General features: G+C 51.8%; 12 protein-coding genes. 11 read left to right on the top strand and 1 reads right to left on the bottom strand.

Translation table 11 applies throughout. From position 1 onward, the window contains the following. Positions 1-132 precede the first annotated feature (132 nt). From NE473_RS07160 to clpX, 11 genes are all read left to right on the top strand, one after another. Positions 133-2,127, top strand: coding sequence for a thiamine pyrophosphate-binding protein (locus tag NE473_RS07160; RefSeq protein ID WP_055651177.1), 1,995 nt, complete (start codon positions 133-135; stop codon positions 2,125-2,127). A gap of 87 nt (positions 2,128-2,214) precedes the next feature. Continuing rightward, a complete protein-coding gene (locus tag NE473_RS07155) occupies positions 2,215-3,117 on the top strand; it encodes an NAD-dependent epimerase/dehydratase family protein (RefSeq protein ID WP_055651176.1) in 903 nt (300 codons plus the stop codon). Between the two features lie 60 nt (positions 3,118-3,177). Beyond that, positions 3,178-4,371 (top strand): class I SAM-dependent methyltransferase, encoded by a 1,194-nt coding sequence (locus NE473_RS07150; RefSeq protein WP_055651175.1) that lies wholly within the window; start codon positions 3,178-3,180, stop codon positions 4,369-4,371. Positions 4,372-4,549: 178 nt separating this feature from the next. Then, positions 4,550-5,557 carry an NAD-dependent epimerase/dehydratase family protein gene (locus NE473_RS07145; RefSeq protein ID WP_055651174.1) on the top strand — a complete coding sequence of 336 codons (1,008 nt, stop codon included), beginning with the start codon at positions 4,550-4,552 and terminating at the stop codon, positions 5,555-5,557. Further along, a complete protein-coding gene (locus tag NE473_RS07140; protein WP_006776547.1) occupies positions 5,544-6,572 on the top strand; it encodes a glycosyltransferase family 2 protein in 1,029 nt (342 codons plus the stop codon). The genes NE473_RS07145 and NE473_RS07140 overlap by 14 nt, the downstream gene beginning before the upstream one ends. Continuing rightward, positions 6,569-8,761, top strand: coding sequence for a glycosyltransferase family 2 protein (locus tag NE473_RS07135; protein ID WP_055651173.1), 2,193 nt, complete (start codon positions 6,569-6,571; stop codon positions 8,759-8,761). The genes NE473_RS07140 and NE473_RS07135 overlap by 4 nt, the downstream gene beginning before the upstream one ends. Position 8,762: 1 nt before the next feature. After that, entirely contained in the window at positions 8,763-9,740 is a 978-nt protein-coding gene (locus NE473_RS07130) for a glycosyltransferase family 2 protein (protein WP_055651172.1), read from the top strand. 413 nt (positions 9,741-10,153) lie between these two features. Next, complete coding sequence (locus NE473_RS07125; RefSeq protein WP_022032344.1) at positions 10,154-11,572, top strand: undecaprenyl-phosphate glucose phosphotransferase; 1,419 nt, start codon at positions 10,154-10,156, stop codon at positions 11,570-11,572. Positions 11,573-11,615: 43 nt separating this feature from the next. Continuing rightward, positions 11,616-14,189: an LCP family glycopolymer transferase gene (locus tag NE473_RS07120; protein WP_256265189.1), complete on the top strand. Its 2,574-nt coding sequence runs from the start codon at positions 11,616-11,618 to the stop codon at positions 14,187-14,189. Between the two features lie 173 nt (positions 14,190-14,362). Next, a complete protein-coding gene (locus tag NE473_RS07115; protein ID WP_081034957.1) occupies positions 14,363-16,120 on the top strand; it encodes a S1C family serine protease in 1,758 nt (585 codons plus the stop codon). A 322-nt stretch (positions 16,121-16,442) separates the two neighbouring features. Beyond that, positions 16,443-17,939 (top strand): ATP-dependent Clp protease ATP-binding subunit ClpX, encoded by a 1,497-nt coding sequence (gene clpX, locus NE473_RS07110; protein WP_006773664.1) that lies wholly within the window; start codon positions 16,443-16,445, stop codon positions 17,937-17,939. A 1-nt stretch (position 17,940) separates the two neighbouring features. Here clpX and NE473_RS07105 read toward each other — a convergent pair whose 3' ends face one another. Beyond that, a complete protein-coding gene (locus NE473_RS07105; RefSeq protein WP_055651170.1) occupies positions 17,941-19,698 on the bottom strand; it encodes a S8 family peptidase in 1,758 nt (585 codons plus the stop codon). Positions 19,699-19,716 lie beyond the last annotated feature (18 nt).

Below are 19,716 nucleotides of genomic sequence, written 5' to 3'. Positions count from 1 at the left end.
GAGCTTAGTACGAATGCACACCTGGACACTTGACGAGGTATTTCATGAGTTTAGTGACCATGGTGTACTATGAGTACTTAGACAGACAATTAGTATCTTAAATTATTATCTTATATGTAAGGAGAATCCATCATGCGAATGAAAGTATCCAATTACATCTCCCAAAAACTTGTGGAATTTGGAATTACACAGGTATTTACCGTAACCGGAGGCGGAGCGATGCACTTAAATGATGCACTGGGGCATCAGGAAGGGCTTACCTGCCTCTATAATCATCACGAGCAGGCGTGTGCCATCGCAGCGGAGTGTTATGCGAGGGTTCAGGGCCGCATCGCGGCTGTATGTGTTACGACAGGCCCGGGGGGCACCAATGCCATCACCGGAGTCGTGGGGGGATGGCTGGACTCCATACCCATGCTGGTATTATCCGGACAGGTTCGATATGACACGACGGCAAGGTGGTCGGGAGTGGGAATCAGAGCCATGGGAGACCAGGAGTTTGACATCACGAAGGCGATCGACTGTATGACAAAGTACAGCGAGATGGTCATCGACCCCATGAGAATTCGCTACTGCCTGGAGAAGGCCATCTATCTGGCCTATTCCGGCCGCCCGGGTCCGGCGTGGCTTGACATTCCGCTCAATGTTCAGGGAGCTTATATTGAAACCGAAGAACTGATCGGTTTTTCACAGGAGGATTATGAAGCAGGAGGGGACGGATGGGCTGCGCCTTCCGGTTCGAAGACAGAGGCCGACAATGCAGGGCAGGGCGAGAAGCGCCAGGTGCTTCCGCCAGCCGTAACACGGGAAACGGCCAGGGTAATCATAGAAAAGATTAAAAAATCCCAACGGCCAGTTATCAACGCGGGAAACGGAATCAGAATCGGACATGCCTTTGAAGTCTTTTCCAGAGTAGTGGAAAAGCTTGGAGTTCCTGTTGTGACCGGCTGGGACAGCGAGGACTGTATGCCGGATGACCACCCGCTCTATACGGGCCGCGGCGGCGGCATGGGAGACCGTGCGGGCAATTTTGCCATACAGAACAGTGACCTAGTATTATCTCTCGGAAGCCGCTTAAGCATCCGCCAGGTGGGATATAATTACAGTACATGGGCGAGAGCTGCCTATACCATAGTCAACGATATTGATCCGGAAGAACTGAAGAAGCCATCCGTTCACATCGACATGGCGGTCCATGCGGACGTGAAGGATTTACTGGAACAGCTGGAACGGGTACTCGATGAGGAGTACGGGAACGGGCAGCCTGTTTTCGCCGGAGGCGCCGGCCTCCCGGGCATGACCTGGACGGATACCTGCCGCATGTGGAAGGAAAAGTACCCGGTCGTCCTTCCAAAGCATTACGACCACGGGGAAGAGGAAGATGCCAATGTCTATGCATTTATGAAGGAAATGAGCAGCCGTCTGAAGGAGGAGCAGGTTATCGTCGTAGGCAACGGTTCCGCCTGTGTGGTCGGCGGCCATGCGTGCATCATAAAACAGGGGCAGCGGTTTATCTCAAATTCTGCGATCGCCTCCATGGGATACGATCTGCCGGCAGCCATCGGGGCCTGTATGGCCGTGCGGGAAGGCGGTGCGCAGGAAGGCCGCATGCAGGGCGCTGAATCGCAGGATACTGAATTGCAGGACACCAGCAGTGATATTATCCTGATTACCGGCGACGGCAGCATTCAGATGAATCTTCAGGAGCTTCAGACGATCATTCATCACCGGATGCCCATTAAGATCTTTTTGATCAACAATGGCGGTTACCATTCGATCCGCCAGACGCAGAAGAATTTCTTTGGCGAGCCGCTCGTCGGAATCGGTGTGGACAGCCATGACTTAAGCTTCCCGGACATGGAGAAGCTGGCGGCCGCCTACGGCTATCCTTACTGCAGGGCGTGCCATAACGGGGAACTGGTACCGGCCATTGAGACTGCACTTCGGACGGACGGCCCTGTGATCTGTGAGATTTTCGTGAGCCGCGATCAGAATTTTGAACCGAAATCAGCTGCGAAACGCCTTCCGGACGGAACCATGGTGTCTCCGCCGCTGGAAGATTTATCACCGTTCCTTCCGGAGGAGGAGATGGATGAGAATATGATTATTCCACGGATTCGGGAATGAGGAACACGTGAGAACAGAGCGGTAAGCGTTTGGCAGGAGAACGGTAAGAACGGCGTAAGAGTGATTGATAAAGGAGATTTTTAATCGTTGAATATTGTAGTGACGGGCGCGACGAGTTTTATCGGCGCGCCCATGGTTGACAAACTGATCGGAATGGGCCATGATGTCTACGCTGTGGTGCGTCCCGCTTCGAAGAATCGCGCAAGACTCGGTACGGGAAGGGAACGCCTTCACGTAATCGAGAAGAATTTGCAGGAGGCCGACCGCCTGGACGAAGAGATACTGGTGCCGTGTGAGGCATTTTTTCATTTTGGCTGGGATGGCGCGGGCAGCGGGAACCGGATGAACCGCGAAGTACAGCAGAAGAATGTGGCTGACTCCTTAAACGCGCTGGAGGGAGCGAAAAAACTGGGATGCAGGACCTTTCTGTTTAGCGGCTCCCAGGCGGAGTACGGGATCCACCAGGATGCCATGACGGAGGAGACGACCTTAAATCCGGTGTCGGAATATGGAAAGGCGAAGGTGGATTTCTGCAGAAAGGCGATGGAGCTGATAGATGGTTTCCGATATATTCATGCCAGAATTTTCAGCGTCTACGGACCCGGGGACCATCCGTGGTCACTGGTGGAAAGCTGTCTGAAGACATTTCCGGCTGGAGGTTATCTCTCTCTGGGAGAGTGCACGCAGATGTGGAATTTTCTGTATCTGGACGATTTGCTGGAGGCTCTCACTGCTCTTTGGCAAAGCGGCGCGGAGGGAGTCTTTAACGTTGCGGGAGAGCCGGATGAGACCAGGCCGTTGAAAGAGTATGTCCGACTGATGTATGAGGCATGCGGATGTCATGGCAGCTACAGCTGCGGCAGACGGCCTCAGAACGCGGAAGGGCCGGCCAACCTGATTCCGGATGTGAAAAAGCTGATGGAAGTGACCGGATGGAGACAGGAAACACCCTTTCAGGAGGGGATCCGGCGGCTGCTTACGGGGCTGTGAACAGCTGCCTCCGGCGCATGATAAACAGAAAAATATTTGACAAGCAGGAGTTTTTGTGGTATGAGAGATAAGATTTGTATTGCATGCGGGAAAGCGCTTCCGAAACGGCCGTTGATTGTTCTGGATGGCATGCCGGCCTCCGCCCAGGATATTCCTGACGCGGAAGGAAGAGATGAGGACAAAGGGATTTCCCTGCATCTGCACCAGTGCGATTTCTGCGGTCTGGTGCAGTTTGACTGTGAGCCTGTCGGCTATTATAAGGACGTGATCCGTTCCGGCGGTTTTTCTACCACCATGGTAAATCTTCGGAGGAGGCAGTACAGGGCCCTGATTGATAAGTACCATCTGGAGGGAAAGAAATTTATAGAGGCCGGATGCGGCCAGGGAGAGTTTTTATCCGTGCTCACGGAGTTTCCCGTGGACGTCTATGGCATCGAGCATAAAGCGGATCTGGTGGAACTGGCGAAGACCCGCGGTCTAAAGGTCTGGAGGCAGTTTACGGAAGAGGAGAATACGGTTCTGGAGAATGAGGAAGCCGGATATCATGGGCCTTATGACGTCTTCCTGTCCTTTAATTTCCTGGAGCATCAGGTGAATCCGGTCCGGATGCTGAAATGCCTTTACAACAATCTGACAAAAGACGGCCTGGGACTTGTGACCGTTCCGAGTCTGGAATATATTTTGCAATACGACGGTTATTATGAGCTGATTCGTGACCATCTCGCTTACTATACATTCGATACCCTGCGCTTCGTGCTTGCAGAGGCAGGCTTTGTAGTGCTGGAAGAAGAGATGGTGAACCGGGATACGCTGTCGGTCGTTGTGAGGAAAGGGACGGCAGCAGGACAGGCTGAAAAGGATTCCCGGATTTCTTCCGCTGTGGCCGGATTTGCGGCGAGCCGGGAAACATTAAAACTGGAAGTTGACCGCATATTAAAGCAATATGATGAAACAGGCCGGACACTTGCAGTCTGGGGAGCCAGCCACCAGGGATTTACTCTGGCGGCAACCACCGGTTTGAAAGACTGTGTGAAATACATGATTGATTCGGCGCCGTTTAAGCAGGGACGTTTTGCGCCGGCTTCCCACATTCCCATCGTACCTCCGGATCATTTTGAGAAAGAGCCTGTGGACGGTATTCTGATTGTGGCTCCCGGATATACGGAGGAGATTGCGGGAATTATAAAGGAAAGATTTGGGGATAAGGTGGAAATTATGACTCTGCGGAGCCGCCATATTGAGAATTTACAGTAACGATTCTGCTGTGCGGCAGTTTGTATGGAAAAGTGTGTTGCAAGCTTGCTTGTATAAGCACTTTTCCATACAAACTGACATAGGGCGGAACGCCCGGGCTTCTTGTTTTCGTGTATTTCGAAAACAAGAAGATGCCCGGCTGAATCGTTATGAATAACCAAAGGAGAGAACTGCATTGATGGAAAATATCGTCATCACCGGGGCAACCGGTTTTTTAGGGAGCCATCTGGCACGGTGGTTTCTGGATCGGGGAGACCGGGTCTATGCTCTGGTACGGCCGGGATCGGCTAAATTACAGGATTTACCGGTGCATGAGAATCTGATTCCCGTATACGGCACCATGGAAGAGGCGGCGGACTGTGTGAAGGAGATTGGTCATGCGAATGCGTGGTTTCATTTCGCCTGGGGCGGGGTGAACCGGGAAGAGATTGATTCGCCGGAGGTGCAGGCGAAAAATATAAGAGGCTCTCTGGCCTGTGTGGAGGCTGCACACCGCCTGGGGTGCCGTGTGTTCATGGATGCAGGCTCCCGGGTGGAATATGGAGTGGTTTCGGCCGGGGCTCCCGGCGGTGGAGCGGCCGAAGGGGACGCCGGGCTTTCGGCCGGAGAAGGCCGGGGTGTGATGACGGAGGAAATGGAATGCCGGCCTGTCAATGAATACGGGAAGGCAAAGCTGGAGTTTTTCCGGCAGGCGGCTCCCATCTGTGAAATGTACGGCATGAATTTCTGTCATCTGAGGTTTTTCAGCGTTTATGGATACGGCGACCACCCGTGGTCCATCATATCGACGCTTGTGAGAGAACTGCCGCGCGGAGGCCGGGTGGCCTTAAGCGCATGCCGCCACGAATGGAACTTTATGTACATCGATGATGCCGTGGAGGCGGTGGGCTGTCTGTATGAGCAGGTGAAAGAGAAGGAGCCAGAAAAGGGCGCGGCGGTCAATATCGCAAGCCGTGACACGAGAGTTTTGAAATCATTTGTGGAAGAGATATTTGAGATTGCCGGGCGGCGCGGTACGCTGGAGTTTGGCACCTTTGTACAGGCAAAGGAGGGCGCACTGTCCATACGGCCCGATGTCAGCCGCATGGAGGCCATGACGGGCGGATTTAAAGAGCGTTATACGTTCCGCCGCGGTATCACGGAAATGATAAAGAGAGAAATGGAGCACGAGGATGAAGAAAATTAGCGTATTGATTCCATGTTATAATGAGGAGGAGAATGTCGTACCGATCAGCGAAGCGGTCATAAAGACGCTTACGAAGGATCTTCCGGAGTACGATTACGAACTTGTATTCATCGACAACGACTCGCAGGATCGCACCAGAAGCTTAATCAGACAGCTGTGCAATGAGAATCCAAAGATCAAGGCGATCTTTAACGCACGGAATTTCGGACAGTTTAACTCTCCGTATTACGGGATGCTGCAGATCACAGGCGACTGTGTGATCGAGATGGTGGCGGATTTCCAGGACCCGGTGGAGTTGATTCCGCAGTATGTGCACGAATGGGAAAAGGGATATAAAATTGTCATAGGAATTAAGACCAGCAGCAAGGAAAACCGGCTGATGTACTGGCTGCGGGGCTGCTACTACAAGATGATGAAGAAGCTGTCCGATGTGGAGCAGATTGAGCAGTTTACCGGTTCCGGCCTGTATGACCGTGACTTCATAGAAGTGCTGCGCAATCTGGATGATCCGACTCCATTCCTCAGAGGAATCGTTGCGGAGCTCGGCTTTAAGATCAAGCAGATTCCCTACGAACAGCCGAAACGAAGAGCAGGGGAGACGAAGAATCATTTTTATCAGCTTTACGATGCGGCGATGTTAAGCATCACTTCCTATACGAAGGCGGGACTCCGCCTGGCAACTATTTTCGGAAGCATCTGTTCTCTCATCAGTATGGTGGTGGCCGTGGTCTACCTGGTCATGAAGCTGATGTACTGGGACCGTTTCCCGGCAGGCATGGCGCCGGTGCTCATAGGCATGTGTTTCCTCGGGTCTGTGCAGATCTTTTTTATCGGCCTTATGGGGGAATACATTCTGTCCATCAATGCGAGGGTGATGAAACGGCCGCTCGTCATTGAGGAGGAGAGACTTAATTTTGCGGCAGCAGATGGCGCGGACCGGGAAGACGCCGACTTGGAGAAATGCGGGGACGCGGAGCTTTTCGCGGCTTCCTTAGAGGATGGAGATAACGTATGAAATATAAGATCGATGTGGCGCGTATCCGCGAAAATTCAATCGTATTAAATGGCTGGGTAATCGGCAGCAGCCCGGAGGCGAAGGCCGAATTCAAAGTCCAGGATGAAAATCAGAAGGGTGTGGAATTTAAATACGTCCCGGTGCGCCGTGACGACGTAAGCCAGAACTATTTTAAGACTGTATATGAGAAGGATTTCGGTTTCGATATTCGTATTCCCTATGTGAGAGATGAGAATGAGGACCGTTTCCTGATCATTCGCTGTGACGGAAAGACATCGAAGGTGAAGCTGAATACGGAGATTATCGAGAAGCACAACAGCTCGGCTCATAAGAAGCATGCGAAGTTAAAGAGTATGATGAATAAGGAGACGTTTCATTCCGCCATAGAGTTCTGGAGGGAAAACGGCTTAAAAGCATTTCTTTTGAAATCAAGCCACAAGCTTCAGGGAATTGACAGTGATTACGATTATCCGGAATGGTACCAGTTAACGAAGACGAGCGACGAGGAGCTGGAGGCGCAGAAATCGGTGGAGTTCGATTATATGCCGAAGCTGTCTGTGGTCATTCCCGCCTACAAGACGCCGGAACGGTACCTGGCGGCCATGCTGGATTCCTTAAGGGCACAGACCTACAAAAACTGGGAGGTCTGCGTGGCTGACGGAAGTCCGAGAGGCGAGAGCGCGGAGCGGGTGCTGAAGCGGTACGCCTTAAAGGATGAGAGAATCCGCTACGTTGTTCTCGGAGAGAATAAGGGGATTGCGGGCAACACCAACGCTGCCATCGATATGGCCAAGGGCGATTTTATCGTTTTGGCCGATCATGACGACACGCTGGCGCCGGATGCATTGTTTGAGTGTGTGAAGGCGATTAACAGTGATCCGGAGATCGATGTGGTCTACACGGATGAGGACAAGCTGGATATCGACGGCGGAGAACTGTTTGAACCGCATTTCAAGCCTGACTTTAACCCGGATCTGCTGACGAGTGTGAACTATATCTGCCACTTATTCGTGGTAAACCGGGAATTATTAGACGAGGTCGGGGGCTTTCAAGAAGAGTTTGACGGAGCCCAGGATTACGACTTTATTTTCCGGTGTACGGAGAAGGCCAGAAAGATATACCACGTGCCGAAGGCACTGTATCACTGGCGCTGCCATCAGAATTCCACCTCCAGCAATCCGGAGAGCAAGCTTTACGCCTTCGAGGCGGGGGCGCGGGCCATTCAGGCTCATTATGAGCGTATGGGAATCCGGGCGCTGTCCGTGGAAAAGGGCGTGGATTACGGAATTTACCATACGAAATTCGAGATAACCGGGAATCCTCTGGTATCAGTCATCATTCCCAATAAGGATCATGCCGCGGATCTGGATGTGTGCATGCGTTCCCTGATCGAGAAGGGAACCTATAAGAATCTGGAGTTTGTGATTGTGGAGAACAACAGCACGGAGCAGGCGACCTTTGATTATTACGAACGGATTCAGAAGGAATTTGATTTTGTGCATGTGGTTACATGGGAGCGGGAATTTAATTACTCCGCAATCAATAATTTTGGAGTGACAGCAGCTTCAGGAGAGTACCTCCTGTTCCTGAACAACGATACGGAGCTGATCAATCCCGAAAGTATCGAGGAGATGCTGGGATTCTGCCAGAGGGACGATGTGGGGATTGCGGGAGCCAGACTTCTCTATTCGGACGATACTATCCAGCATGCGGGAGTGGTCGTGGGATTCGGCGGCATTGCCGGTCATACCTTCATCGGCCTTCACCGGGCGGAGAGCAGTTATTTCAACCGGGCCATGTGTGCTCAGGATTACAGTGCGGTGACCGCGGCCTGTATGATGAGCAAAAAATCGCTGTTTGAAACGGTCGGCGGCTTCTCGGAGGAACTGGCCGTCGCGTTCAATGATATCGATTACTGCATGAAGATCCGGTCTTTGGGGAAGCTTGTGGTATACGCGCCGTATGCACTTTTCTATCACTATGAGTCCAAATCCCGGGGGCTCGAGGACACGCCTGAGAAGGTGGAGCGGTTTAACCGGGAGATTAAGATGTTTGCGGACAAGTGGCCGGATATCTTAAAGAATGGCGATCCGTATTACAATCCCAACTTAACGCTTCGCAAATCCAACTTCGCTTTACGCGACCTGCGCAGGGAGAAAATCGGGGAGCCTTATCGGCTGGAGGTATGAGATGTCAAGGAAAGTAACAGTCGTTATTCCAAACTATAACGGGCTGAGGTTTATGGAACCGTGTTTTGCGGCTCTTGCGGCTCAGAGTGAGAAGAACTTTGATGTTCTGGTGGTGGACAACGGATCTTCGGATGGAAGCGTGGAGTGGCTGAAGGAGCATGAAATTCCTTCTGTGTTCCTGCCTGATAATATCGGGTTTCCGGGCGCGGTTAATATTGGCATCAAAAAAGCGCAGACGCCCTATGTAATCCTTTTAAATAACGATACGGAACCGAAGCCGGATTACATCCGGGAAATGATCCGGATGATGGAGCGTTCCCCGAAGATATTTTCAGTGAGCAGCCGGATTCTCCAGCTGTATCACAAGGAACTGATGGACGACGCGGGAGATATGTACAGTCTGCCCGGCTGGGCATTCCAGAGAGGCGTCGGACAGCCGGTTACCGGATATAAACGCCCGTGCCGTGTGTTTGCGGCCTGTGCGGCAGCGGCGATCTACCGGAGGGAGGTCTTCGAGGAGATTGGATACTTCGACGAATCTCATTTTGCCTATTTAGAGGATGTGGATGTCGGCTACCGGGCCAGGATATACGGATATGACAACGTATACTGCCCGGCTGCAGAGGTTTACCATGTGGGAAGCGGAACCAGCGGTTCCAAATACAATTCCTTCAAGGTAAAACTGGCGGCAAGAAACAATATTTATTTGAATTATAAGAACATGCCGCTTCTTCAGCTGCTGTTTAATCTGCCGTTTCTCCTGGCCGGGACAGGAATTAAATACCTGTTTTTCAAAAAAATGGGCTATGGCGCCGACTACGCGGAAGGCTTTTGTGAGGGAATAAAAACCCTTGGTACATGTAAAAAAGTGGCGTTCCGGACAGAACATATCGGGAATTATCTGCAGATTGAATGGGAACTCTTTACCGGCACGCTTCTCTATGTGTGGGAATTTCTCAAAAGAAGATTAAAAAAATAATTCACGGCGCCGCTGTAAGTCTCCGGCGTCCGGCTCTGCCGGTTTACGCGGCCTTTCCTGTGACTTTGCAGGGTATTAGCACTTCTTAACGCGCAGAATTTTTCGTTCAGGGGTAATGCCCACCTGTTTGAGCGCAGCGAGTTTGGGCATTACTCCTGGCTTTTAGAAAAATCCTGCACGTTTAGAAGTGCTTATGCCCGAAACCGGAACAGGAAAGGCCGCGTAAACCGGCAGAGCCGGACGCCAGAGACTTACAGCGGGGCTGTGAATTGTAACAGATTAAAAAACTTACGGCGATTTAAGAATTATTTAATGGCATCATGGTACATTATCATGTATAATATACGAGAAATTATTGCGTATTATCATGGACAAGTCAGGTTTTCGTCGTATGACAGGAAGGTTTTGCTGCTATGATAAAGGACAATCAGAAAAAACTGAACGGGTTTCATGTCGTGCTGGATGGGCTGGTTATTATAGCCTCCTATGCTCTGGCATGGTTCATTCTGCTTATGGGGAACCGTTTATTCAGCCCTGAGAAGAAGCTGCTGGCACCGCAGTACTATTTTGCGGCGCTCATTATCATCGTGCCGGGATATCTGCTGCTTTACGGCATATTCCATCTCTATGCTCCGAAGCGGGTGCAGCAGAGGCGATATGAGTTCGCTAATATCTGTAAGGCCAATCTGATCGGGTTTCTGCTTGTTACCATGGTCTTGTTTCTTCTTAACAAGAATCCGTACTTTTGGAACTTTTCGAAGAGAATGGTATTTTATTTCTTCGCGATTAATATTATACTGGAAACGCTGGAGCGGAATCTGATCCGTTACGCTCTTCATTCTATGCGCTCCAAGGGGTATAATCAGAAGCATATTCTGCTCATTGGTTACAGCCGCGCCGCGGAAGGGTTTATCGACCGGGTGCAGCAGAACCTGGAGTGGGGCTATCAGGTCAAGGGGATTCTCGATGACCATAAGGAATGGGGAACTGAGTATAAGTCGATCCATGTGATCGGCAAAGTGAGCGATTTAGATGAGATTCTGGCGCTCAACTCTCTCGACGAGATCGCCATCACGCTGAGCATAGACGAATATGCAAATCTGGAAAAAATCGTGGCTTCCTGTGAAAAATCAGGCGTCCATACCAAATTTATTCCCGATTATAATAATATCATACCGACCCGTCCCTATACCGAGGACTTACAGGGGCTGCCGGTTATCAATATCAGACACGTACCGCTGACCGATCCGGTCAATGCGATTATGAAGCGGATTGTTGATATCTTCGGAGCCATTGCTGCGATTGTGCTGTTTTCGCCGGTTATGCTGGTGACCGCTGCGCTCATTAAGCTGACATCTCCGGGGCCTCTGATCTACAGCCAGGAACGGGTGGGACTTCATAACAGACCTTTTAAGATGTACAAGTTCCGGTCCATGGTGGTCCAGGCGCCTTCTGAGGAGAAGAGCAGATGGACGACGCCCCACGATTCGCGTGTGACACCGATCGGACGGTTTATCAGGAAGACAAGTATTGACGAGATGCCTCAGTTTTTCAACGTTTTGATGGGGGATATGAGCCTGGTGGGACCGAGACCTGAGCGTCCGCTGTTTGTAGAGAAGTTTAAAGAGGAGATACCGCGCTATATGATCAAGCATCAGGTCCGTCCGGGAATTACCGGCTGGGCCCAGGTCAACGGCTACCGTGGAGACACCTCTATCACGAAACGAATCGAGCATGATTTATATTACATCGAGAACTGGACCCTGGGATTTGATTTCAAGATTTTGTTTTTGACTGTGTTCAAAGGGTTTATCAATAAAAATGCGTACTGATGAAAGTCCGGTACAGCAGGCACCAGAGGATGAGGTTATATACATGAACAAGGAATATGATGACGACTTAGGTCCCGCAGATTACAGTAATGCGGGCGGTGACACATACGGAAGACAGCAGGCAGGCAGAGCCGTGAGCCGCCCGGCGGAAGGTACGCAGGGGCAGGGCCGGTCTTCTGCTGATACGGGAAGAACTCCGGGAAACGGCGCTCCCCGGGGCGGGAATGCCAGAGTGTCGGGGAACGGCGTAGCCCAGAACGGAAACGCCAGACCTGCTGGAAGTAACGGCGCCCAGGGCGGTGTAGCGAGACCAGCCGGGAACGGTGGGGCACAGAGTGGAAATGCGAGACCAGCCGGGAACGGTGGGGCGCAGAACGGAAGTGCGAGACCAGCCGGGAACAGCGGTGCACAGAGTGGAAATGTGAGACCCGCCGGAAACAGCGGAATGCAGGGCGCAAGCAAGAGACCAGCCGGAAACGGCGGCTCCCAGGGAGGCAGTGCCAGACCATCGGGGAGCGGCAATCCCCAGGGCGGAAGTGTCAGACCATCGGGGAACGGCGGCCCCCAGGGCGGTAACGTCAGACAGGCAGGCGGCGGCCCGCAGAATGGAAATGCCAGAGTACCCGGAAGCGGTGCACCGCAGGGCAGTTCAGCAAATGGATCTAGGGTAAGCGGCAGCGGGCAGCCTCAGGGCGGTGCCAGACCAGCCGGCGCCCCCGGAAATGGCAGCGGCAGGGCACGGATGGAAGGCGCGAGACCGGATGTCGGGAACGCCTCCGGAGCATCGAGAATGGCCGGAAGACCAGCCGGGAGTGGACAGTCTCAGGGAAATGACAACAGAAGGCGGATGTCGGGAACCTCCGGTTATGAGCCGAGATATCAGTCGCTTCAGGGGACCCAGACCGGAGACGGCGGAAGCGGTTCCGGCGGAATGGGGGGAAGAAGGCCTCAGGACTCTGCCAGCAGAACGGCTGCAAGCCGGTCGGCGGCGCAGGCTGCAAAGAAGAAAAAAATCAGACGAATCATTGTTATGGCAGTTGCTGAGGTTCTGACGCTGATTTGTATTGGTTTTTACGGTTATGCTCTGCGGTTAAACAGCGGACTGAAGCATTCGAACGATTACGATCCGGATAAAGTACTGAATTCAGAATTGCCTGTGGAGAAGACGGAGCATATGAAGGGATACTGGACGATCGCCGTGTTTGGTGTGGACAGCCGGGACGGTAACGTACATAAAGGTACGAATACAGACGTAATCATGCTTTGCAATATCAACCGCGATACAGGGGAGATTAAGCTGGTATCCGTGTTCCGCGATACGTATATGAATACGAATGATAACGGCACTTACAATAAAATCAACTCTGCGTATGCAAACGGCGGTGCCGTACAGGCGCTGTCTGCGCTGAACAGGAATCTGGACTTAAATGTGAAGGATTATGTGACATTTAACTGGAAGGCGGTAGCGGATGGGATCAACATGCTGGGCGGCATCGAGGATGTCGAGATCAGCAAGCCGGAATTCCGTTATATCAATTCCTTTATAACAGAAACAGTACAGAAGACAGGAGTTCCGTCGACACAGCTTAAGTCGGCTGGTGTTCAGCATCTGGATGGTGTCCAGGCGGTTGCCTACGGCCGTCTTCGTCTGATGGATACCGATTATGCGAGAACAGAGAGACAGCGTCTGATTATTCAAAAGGCGTTTGAAAAGGCGAAAAAGGCGGATCTGGGTCTGTTAAATCGGATTCTTCTGATGGAAGTAGAGCAGATTGAAACATCGCTGTCATTCAGTGATTTTACCAGTCTGATTCTGGATATTGGCAAATACCACATCGGTGAGACGGGAGGCTTCCCATTTGCCCGTGATGCCATGATTATGGGGAAGAAGGGAGACTGTGTGATTCCCCAGACTCTGGAATCAAATGTGGCAGAGCTTCATAAATTCCTGTATAACGAGGAGGGCTATCAGCCAACTGATCTGGTAAAGAAGATCAGTGCGAAGATCTCTGCGGATTCCGGTATGTACAAGCAGGGAGTCAGTGTCGATCACGTTCCGACCAATGAGGGATATGTCCCGAAGGAGACGAAGGAGACAGAGAAAGCTACGAAGGAATCCGATGAGACTGATGAGCGTGAGTCTTCATCCGAGGGCATGTCGATTGAGGAGACGGATGAGAACGGAAATCCCGTAAAGCCGACGAAGCCGGGAGAAACCACGGCAGCGGAGGGGACGAGACCGACGAAGCCGGGAGAAACCACGGCAGCGGAGGGGACGAAGCCGACGAAACCGGGAGAGACCACGGCAGCAGAGGGGACCAAGCCGGGAGAGACGGCGGCAACAGACGGTACAAAGCCTTCCAATCCGGTAAGGCCTGGAGAGACAACCGAAGCTGTCCGGCCTTCTTCACCGGGAGACGGAGTGACAGAATCTCCGGATTCCAGCACGGGTCCCGGGGTAAAGCCGACAACGGCACCTCATGAATCCACCAGCGCACCGGAGACGACATCACCGGGACCGGGCGGTTCGCCGGGGCCGGGAGGCGGAGGGACTGTTCAGCCAGGCGGCTCTGAGTCCGGTGAGGTAATTACGGTACCACCGCCCAATGCGGCATAAACGATAGGACAGACAATTAAAAAGACATCTTTCAGGACTAGAAAAGCCCGGAAGATGTCTTTTTTTGCGGTTTTCACATATTCAATATAATTTTATCACAAAATAGTCACATTTCATTGATAAACTTCAGATATCAAAAGAAAACAAAGGAAACAGGAAAGGGGATAGTTTTTATGTATAATGAAAATGAAAACAATGATCTGGGCCGCATGACTCCTGAAGAACATAAAGAAGAACCTGTAACAACAAACTTTACAATGAGGGATCCGGATCCGGAGGAAACAAAGCATGAAAGCGGCTATGAGAAAAAGGAATCTCAGCCGGAATACACAAGACAGGAAGACCGTTCCGCATATGGACAGCAGATGTATCAGGAAAATCAAAACCAGGGAATGAACCAGAGTCAGGGAATGAACCAGGGGCAGAGCATGAATCAGGGTATGAATTCCAATCAGACTCAGAACCAGCAGCCTTACAGAACGGCACAGCCGATGGGACAGAACCAGTACCAGGGCAGTCAGAACGTTTATCAGGGCAGTCAGAACGGCCAGAGCCAGAATGCATACCGTTCCGCCTATGGTTATCAGCAGGGGTCACCCAATCAGCAGCCCTATGGAGGACAGCAGGGAATTCCGCATTACCAGGAACACCAGTATCAGAGAATGGCACAGGGATCTGTTCCGGAAGGACCAAAGCCGCCGAAGAAGAAATCAGGCTTTGCTAAGAGAGCGGCAGCGGTTGTGGGAGCGGCACTGGTGTTTGGTGTGGTAGCCGGAAGCACCATGGTTGGAATTAACTGGGCAGCAGGCAGCTACAACCAGAAAAATCAGGTGGAAATCAGCCAGGCGGAGACGCTTCCGTCATCAGATGGGTCAGCAGCTGCATCGTCGAACAGTACGACAGGGCAGGTCACTGGAACCTCTGCGAATATGGACGTATCTGCGATTGTAGATAAGGCAATGCCGTCGGTAGTTGCCATTACGAGTAAAGTAATCTACGAGAGCCAGACATTTTTCGGCCCGATGCAGAGAGAGGGCGTGGGCAGCGGCTCCGGAATTATTGTAGGAAAGAATGACGATGAACTCCTGATCGTTACCAATAATCACGTGGTACAGGGCGCGGAGGAACTGAAGGTTACCTTCATTGACCAGACTGCTGTAGATGCCGCCATCAAGGGAACAGACGCGGACAGCGACTTAGCTGTAATCGCAGTGGCACTTAAGGATATTCCGTCTGATACGCTGAGCCAGATCGCGATTGCCAGCCTTGGCAATTCCGATACCATCAAGGTAGGGCAGGGCGTCGTAGCGATCGGTAATGCACTTGGTTACGGCCAGTCCGTAACGGTCGGATATATCAGCGCACTTGACCGTACTGTACAGACAGAAGACGGTGTGAGCAGAGATCTTCTTCAGACAGATGCAGCCATTAACCCCGGCAACAGCGGCGGCGCACTCCTGAATATGCAGGGTGAGGTCATTGGCATCAACTCTGCCAAATACTCGTCAACGGAAGTAGAAGGCATGGGATATGCGATTCCGATCTCCAAGGCTCAGAACATCATCGACACTCTGATGACGAGAAAGACCAGGACTCAGGTGGCGGATACCGAGCAGGGCTATCTGGGAATCCAGTGCAAGAATATTGACGCGGCGACCAGCCAGCAGCTTGGCATGCCGCAGGGTGTCTTTATCTATAAGATCGTGGAAGGCGGCGCAGCATCCAAGTCAGACCTCCGCGAGAAGGACATTATAACCAAATTTGACGGTCAGAGTATCAAGACATACGATGACTTAACCAACATGCTGAAGTATTATGAGGGCGGAACAACCGTCACCGTTACCGTGCAGTCTCTGGAAAATGGGCAGTATGTGGAGAGAAACGTAGATATCACACTGGATAAGAAGCCGGCAGAGAATTCCGTAAACTGATAAGGAAGAAATGACCGATTCAAAAACAGTGACAGCGCGCAGGCGCGCGGAGAAGGCAGATGTGTCTTCTTCGCGCGCTTTTTCTTTTCTCAGCTGTCCGAGCTGCCGCCGGCAGTGCTGTCGCGTTGCAGGCGGGAAAAAGACCGGAACCATGAAGTTGTTAAAAAAGTCTAAAATGCGGCGGCGCTCTTGTAGGATGAAAGCAAATGATTTATAATAAACAGGTGCGCCGGCAGTGTGAAGTCCGGCGGACGGCCCGGTGTAATGCGGGCCGAACAGCGTTCAGGTAATGGAAACAGATTAATTTCTGCGGTCGGTGGAAATGCAGGCCTGCAGAGCAGATGATCGATTACATATAAAAGGAGAAACTATTTTGGAAGATAAAGAATATCTGGAAGAGGCGAAGGAAAGAAAAGAAGAAGACAGGGCTGTGTCGGAGGAGGCAGAGAAGAAGCCGGCAAAGGACGATGATGAGTATGAAAAAATCTGCTACGTCTGCCGCAGGCCGGAGAGCAAGACCGGTCCCATGGTCACCATGGGCGGGATGAATCTCTGCCATGACTGTATGCAGAAGGCATTTGATTCAGTGACACAGGGCGGTTTTGATCTGTCGAAGATTCAGAACATGCCTTATATGAACTTAAATCTAAGTGATTTCAGCAATTTAAATCAGCAGAATGTGGAGATACCAAAGAAGCAGAAGATCAAGAAGAGAACTGCTGAGACGAAGAAGCCGGAATTCGATTTAAAGGATATACCGGCGCCTCACATTATCAAACAGAGGCTGGATGAGTATGTGATCGGACAGGAGCAGGCAAAAAAGGTGATCTCCGTTGCAGTTTACAACCATTATAAGCGGGTTTTTCTGGTGGATTCTGATAAGAAAGAGGAGGAAAACGTACAGATTGAGAAATCCAATATCCTGATGATCGGGCCTACGGGAAGCGGAAAGACGTATCTTGTAAAGACTCTGGCGAAGCTGCTGGATGTGCCGCTGGCGATTGCGGATGCCACCTCTCTTACGGAGGCCGGATACATCGGCGATGATATTGAAAGCGTCGTATCAAAGCTTCTGGCGGCTGCCGACAACGACGTGGACCGGGCGCAGCGCGGCATCATTTTCATCGATGAGATCGATAAGATTGCAAAGAAGAAAAATACCAACAGCCGCGATGTCAGCGGGGAATCGGTTCAGCAGGAGCTGTTAAAGCTTCTCGAGGGCAGTAATGTGGAGGTGCCGGTCGGCTCCAATCAGAAGAATGCCCTGACCCCCATGACTACGGTCAGTACGGATAATATTTTATTTATCTGCGGAGGCGCATTTCCGGATCTGGAAGATATTATTAAGGAGCGCTTAACGAATAAGTCTTCCATCGGATTTGCGGCGGAGCTTAAGGATAAGTACGATAAGGATCCTGACATTTTAGGCCGTGTGACCAATGAGGATTTAAGAAAGTTCGGTATGATTCCCGAGTTTCTGGGACGTCTGCCGATTACGGTTACGCTGCAGTCTCTGACCAAAGAGCTGCTGGTGAGGATTTTAAAGGAACCGAGAAATGCGATTTTGAAGCAGTATGAGAAGCTGTTGGAGCTTGATGAGGTAAAGCTTGTATTTGAGGACGACGCACTGGAATGGATTGCGGAGCAGGCGATGAAGAAAGAAACCGGAGCCAGGGCCCTTCGTTCCATTATTGAGGATTTCATGCTGGATATTATGTATGAAATTCCAAAGGACCCTGAGATCGGTTCCGTCGTCATAACGAGAGCGTATCTCGATAAAAACGGAGGTCCCCTCATTCAGATGAGAGGCTATCACTGAGTTACTCCCTGATACGTAAAAACGTCTGATAGAGATCCAGCGTACCGTATCCCCACTCACGGTTGGGATAAGTGTAGGCTGGATTTCTGTTTGCCCCCCGGATTAAGTATGCGCGTACGCTGGCGTCGCTCATGGCGGTATTATTGCCGCGGACAATGCCCCAGGTGAAAAGGTCGGCTACCGCACCGGCCACATGGGCCGCTGCCACAGAGGAACCGGTCCGCCGCGTCATGGGGAAGGTCTCTCCGGCTCCGCCCGGAGACAATCCGGGACCGTATACATTGACCCCGGGGGCTGCCAGGTCAGGCTTGATTAAACCGCCCCGGGTGTAGCCCCTGCTGGAGTGGATATAGATACTGTTATTGATGTGGTTATAGGTGCTGACCGTTATGGGGACTGCCGCATTGGCAGGCTCCGTGATGGTGGTGTTCGGATCGGAACGCAAAAAAAAGGTATCTTCACTGATGAAGCCCTCCACAGGGAGCCACATGTGAAAGATTCCGGTGATGAACAGGGAGTTGTAGACACGGATGTGCCAGATTCCGGCGGTGGGCGCTTCAAAGCGCATCAGGACGAACTGGCTTCCGGAACCAATCTCCGTGGTTCGGTAATTGACGGTAATGACTGTTTGTTCCAGAGTAAAGGGAACGGTAATCTCTGCTCCGAGACCGATAGGAAGCCTTGGAATCACCTCTCCTGTCGGGGAGACGAAGCCCACGGTATAGAGCTCCGGCTCCGTGGCCCATAGCTCGATGAAGAAGCCCCGTTCCCCGTTTGCCACCCGTATTTCTACATCATCGTATTCCTGGTCGTTTAACAGCCGTCCCATGTAATGGTGGCGGAGCCCGGCTTCATTGCCGGCCGGAAGGACTGCAGAGACGCCTACAAAGCGGACCAGGTTGTTTAAAACCAGTCCAAGAGGAGAGGTACCGTCATGACTTCCGTAATTTGTGCCAAGACCGATGTAGATGACAAGAGGAAGGTTCTGCCGGAGCGCTAACAGCTTTAAATATTTTATTCCCATCATGATATCATTTTCCTGATAGGCGATGGCATTTTCAGGGATTAAGTAGAAGTCCCGGAGATACTGCTTCGCCGGTTTCAGCTTGACGACTCCGATGGAACAGTTAGGAGCGGCGCCTGTAAAATCTTCATTCGGTGTTGCGCCTCCGGCCGCAATGCCGGCCATAAAGGTGCCGTGCCCGGAGGTGTCCATGGAGGGGACCACGGAGAGCGGATCGGAAGAACGAAGCGCTTCATCGATCTGGGGCTTAAGAAATTCCTGTCCATAGGAGAAGCTCATGGCAGGCGTGGAGGCCGGTATCCCGAAGGAAGCATCCATGGTTCCTGTCGGCTCGGGCAGGGTCTGGTCCCAGATGCCTGTAATCCTGGAACTGCCGTCCGGAAGGCGGAACAATGGGTTGCGGTAGTCGATTCCCGTGTCTATGAATCCAATCATGGTGCCTTCTCCCCGCAAATTGAGGGAGGGCTGCTGAGCGGTCTGGATGATTCCGGAGGATTCCATGCTGGTGGTATCGAGCAGGGTATAGAGCGTGGGAATGGCAAAATACGTATATGTTTTTGTGGTAATAGGGAGAAGCGGCTCCAGCTGACTGTAAACGACGGCAAACTCCTGGTCCACATAATCGATGCAGCCCGCCTTCTGCTGCAGCAGGATATCTTCCGGGGAACTGTTGTTGTGGCGGATGATAAAGTCGGCGTACTCTTCCGAGGCGGGATTAAAATCACAGACTGGCATGAAAAAACTCCCACATTC

It is taken from the genome of Hungatella sp. SL.1.14 (genome assembly GCF_024460495.1).
GTDB lineage: Bacteria > Bacillota > Clostridia > Lachnospirales > Lachnospiraceae > Hungatella > Hungatella hathewayi.
The sequence above is the reverse complement of the archived record's forward strand: the minus strand, read 5'-3'. Positions and strand labels throughout refer to the sequence as shown.

Coding starts and splice junctions, on each gene's coding strand:
- NE473_RS07160 (WP_055651177.1), top strand. CDS start 133: ATGCGAATGAAAGTATCCAATTACATCTCCCAAAAACTTGTGGAATTT.
- NE473_RS07150 (WP_055651175.1), top strand. CDS start 3,178: ATGAGAGATAAGATTTGTATTGCATGCGGGAAAGCGCTTCCGAAACGG.
- NE473_RS07145 (WP_055651174.1), top strand. CDS start 4,550: ATGGAAAATATCGTCATCACCGGGGCAACCGGTTTTTTAGGGAGCCAT.
- NE473_RS07140 (WP_006776547.1), top strand. CDS start 5,544: ATGAAGAAAATTAGCGTATTGATTCCATGTTATAATGAGGAGGAGAAT.
- NE473_RS07135 (WP_055651173.1), top strand. CDS start 6,569: ATGAAATATAAGATCGATGTGGCGCGTATCCGCGAAAATTCAATCGTA.
- NE473_RS07130 (WP_055651172.1), top strand. CDS start 8,763: ATGTCAAGGAAAGTAACAGTCGTTATTCCAAACTATAACGGGCTGAGG.
- NE473_RS07125 (WP_022032344.1), top strand. CDS start 10,154: ATGATAAAGGACAATCAGAAAAAACTGAACGGGTTTCATGTCGTGCTG.
- NE473_RS07120 (WP_256265189.1), top strand. CDS start 11,616: ATGAACAAGGAATATGATGACGACTTAGGTCCCGCAGATTACAGTAAT.
- NE473_RS07115 (WP_081034957.1), top strand. CDS start 14,363: ATGTATAATGAAAATGAAAACAATGATCTGGGCCGCATGACTCCTGAA.
- clpX (WP_006773664.1), top strand. CDS start 16,443: ATGCAGGCCTGCAGAGCAGATGATCGATTACATATAAAAGGAGAAACT.
- NE473_RS07105 (WP_055651170.1), bottom strand. CDS start 19,698: ATGCCAGTCTGTGATTTTAATCCCGCCTCGGAAGAGTACGCCGACTTT.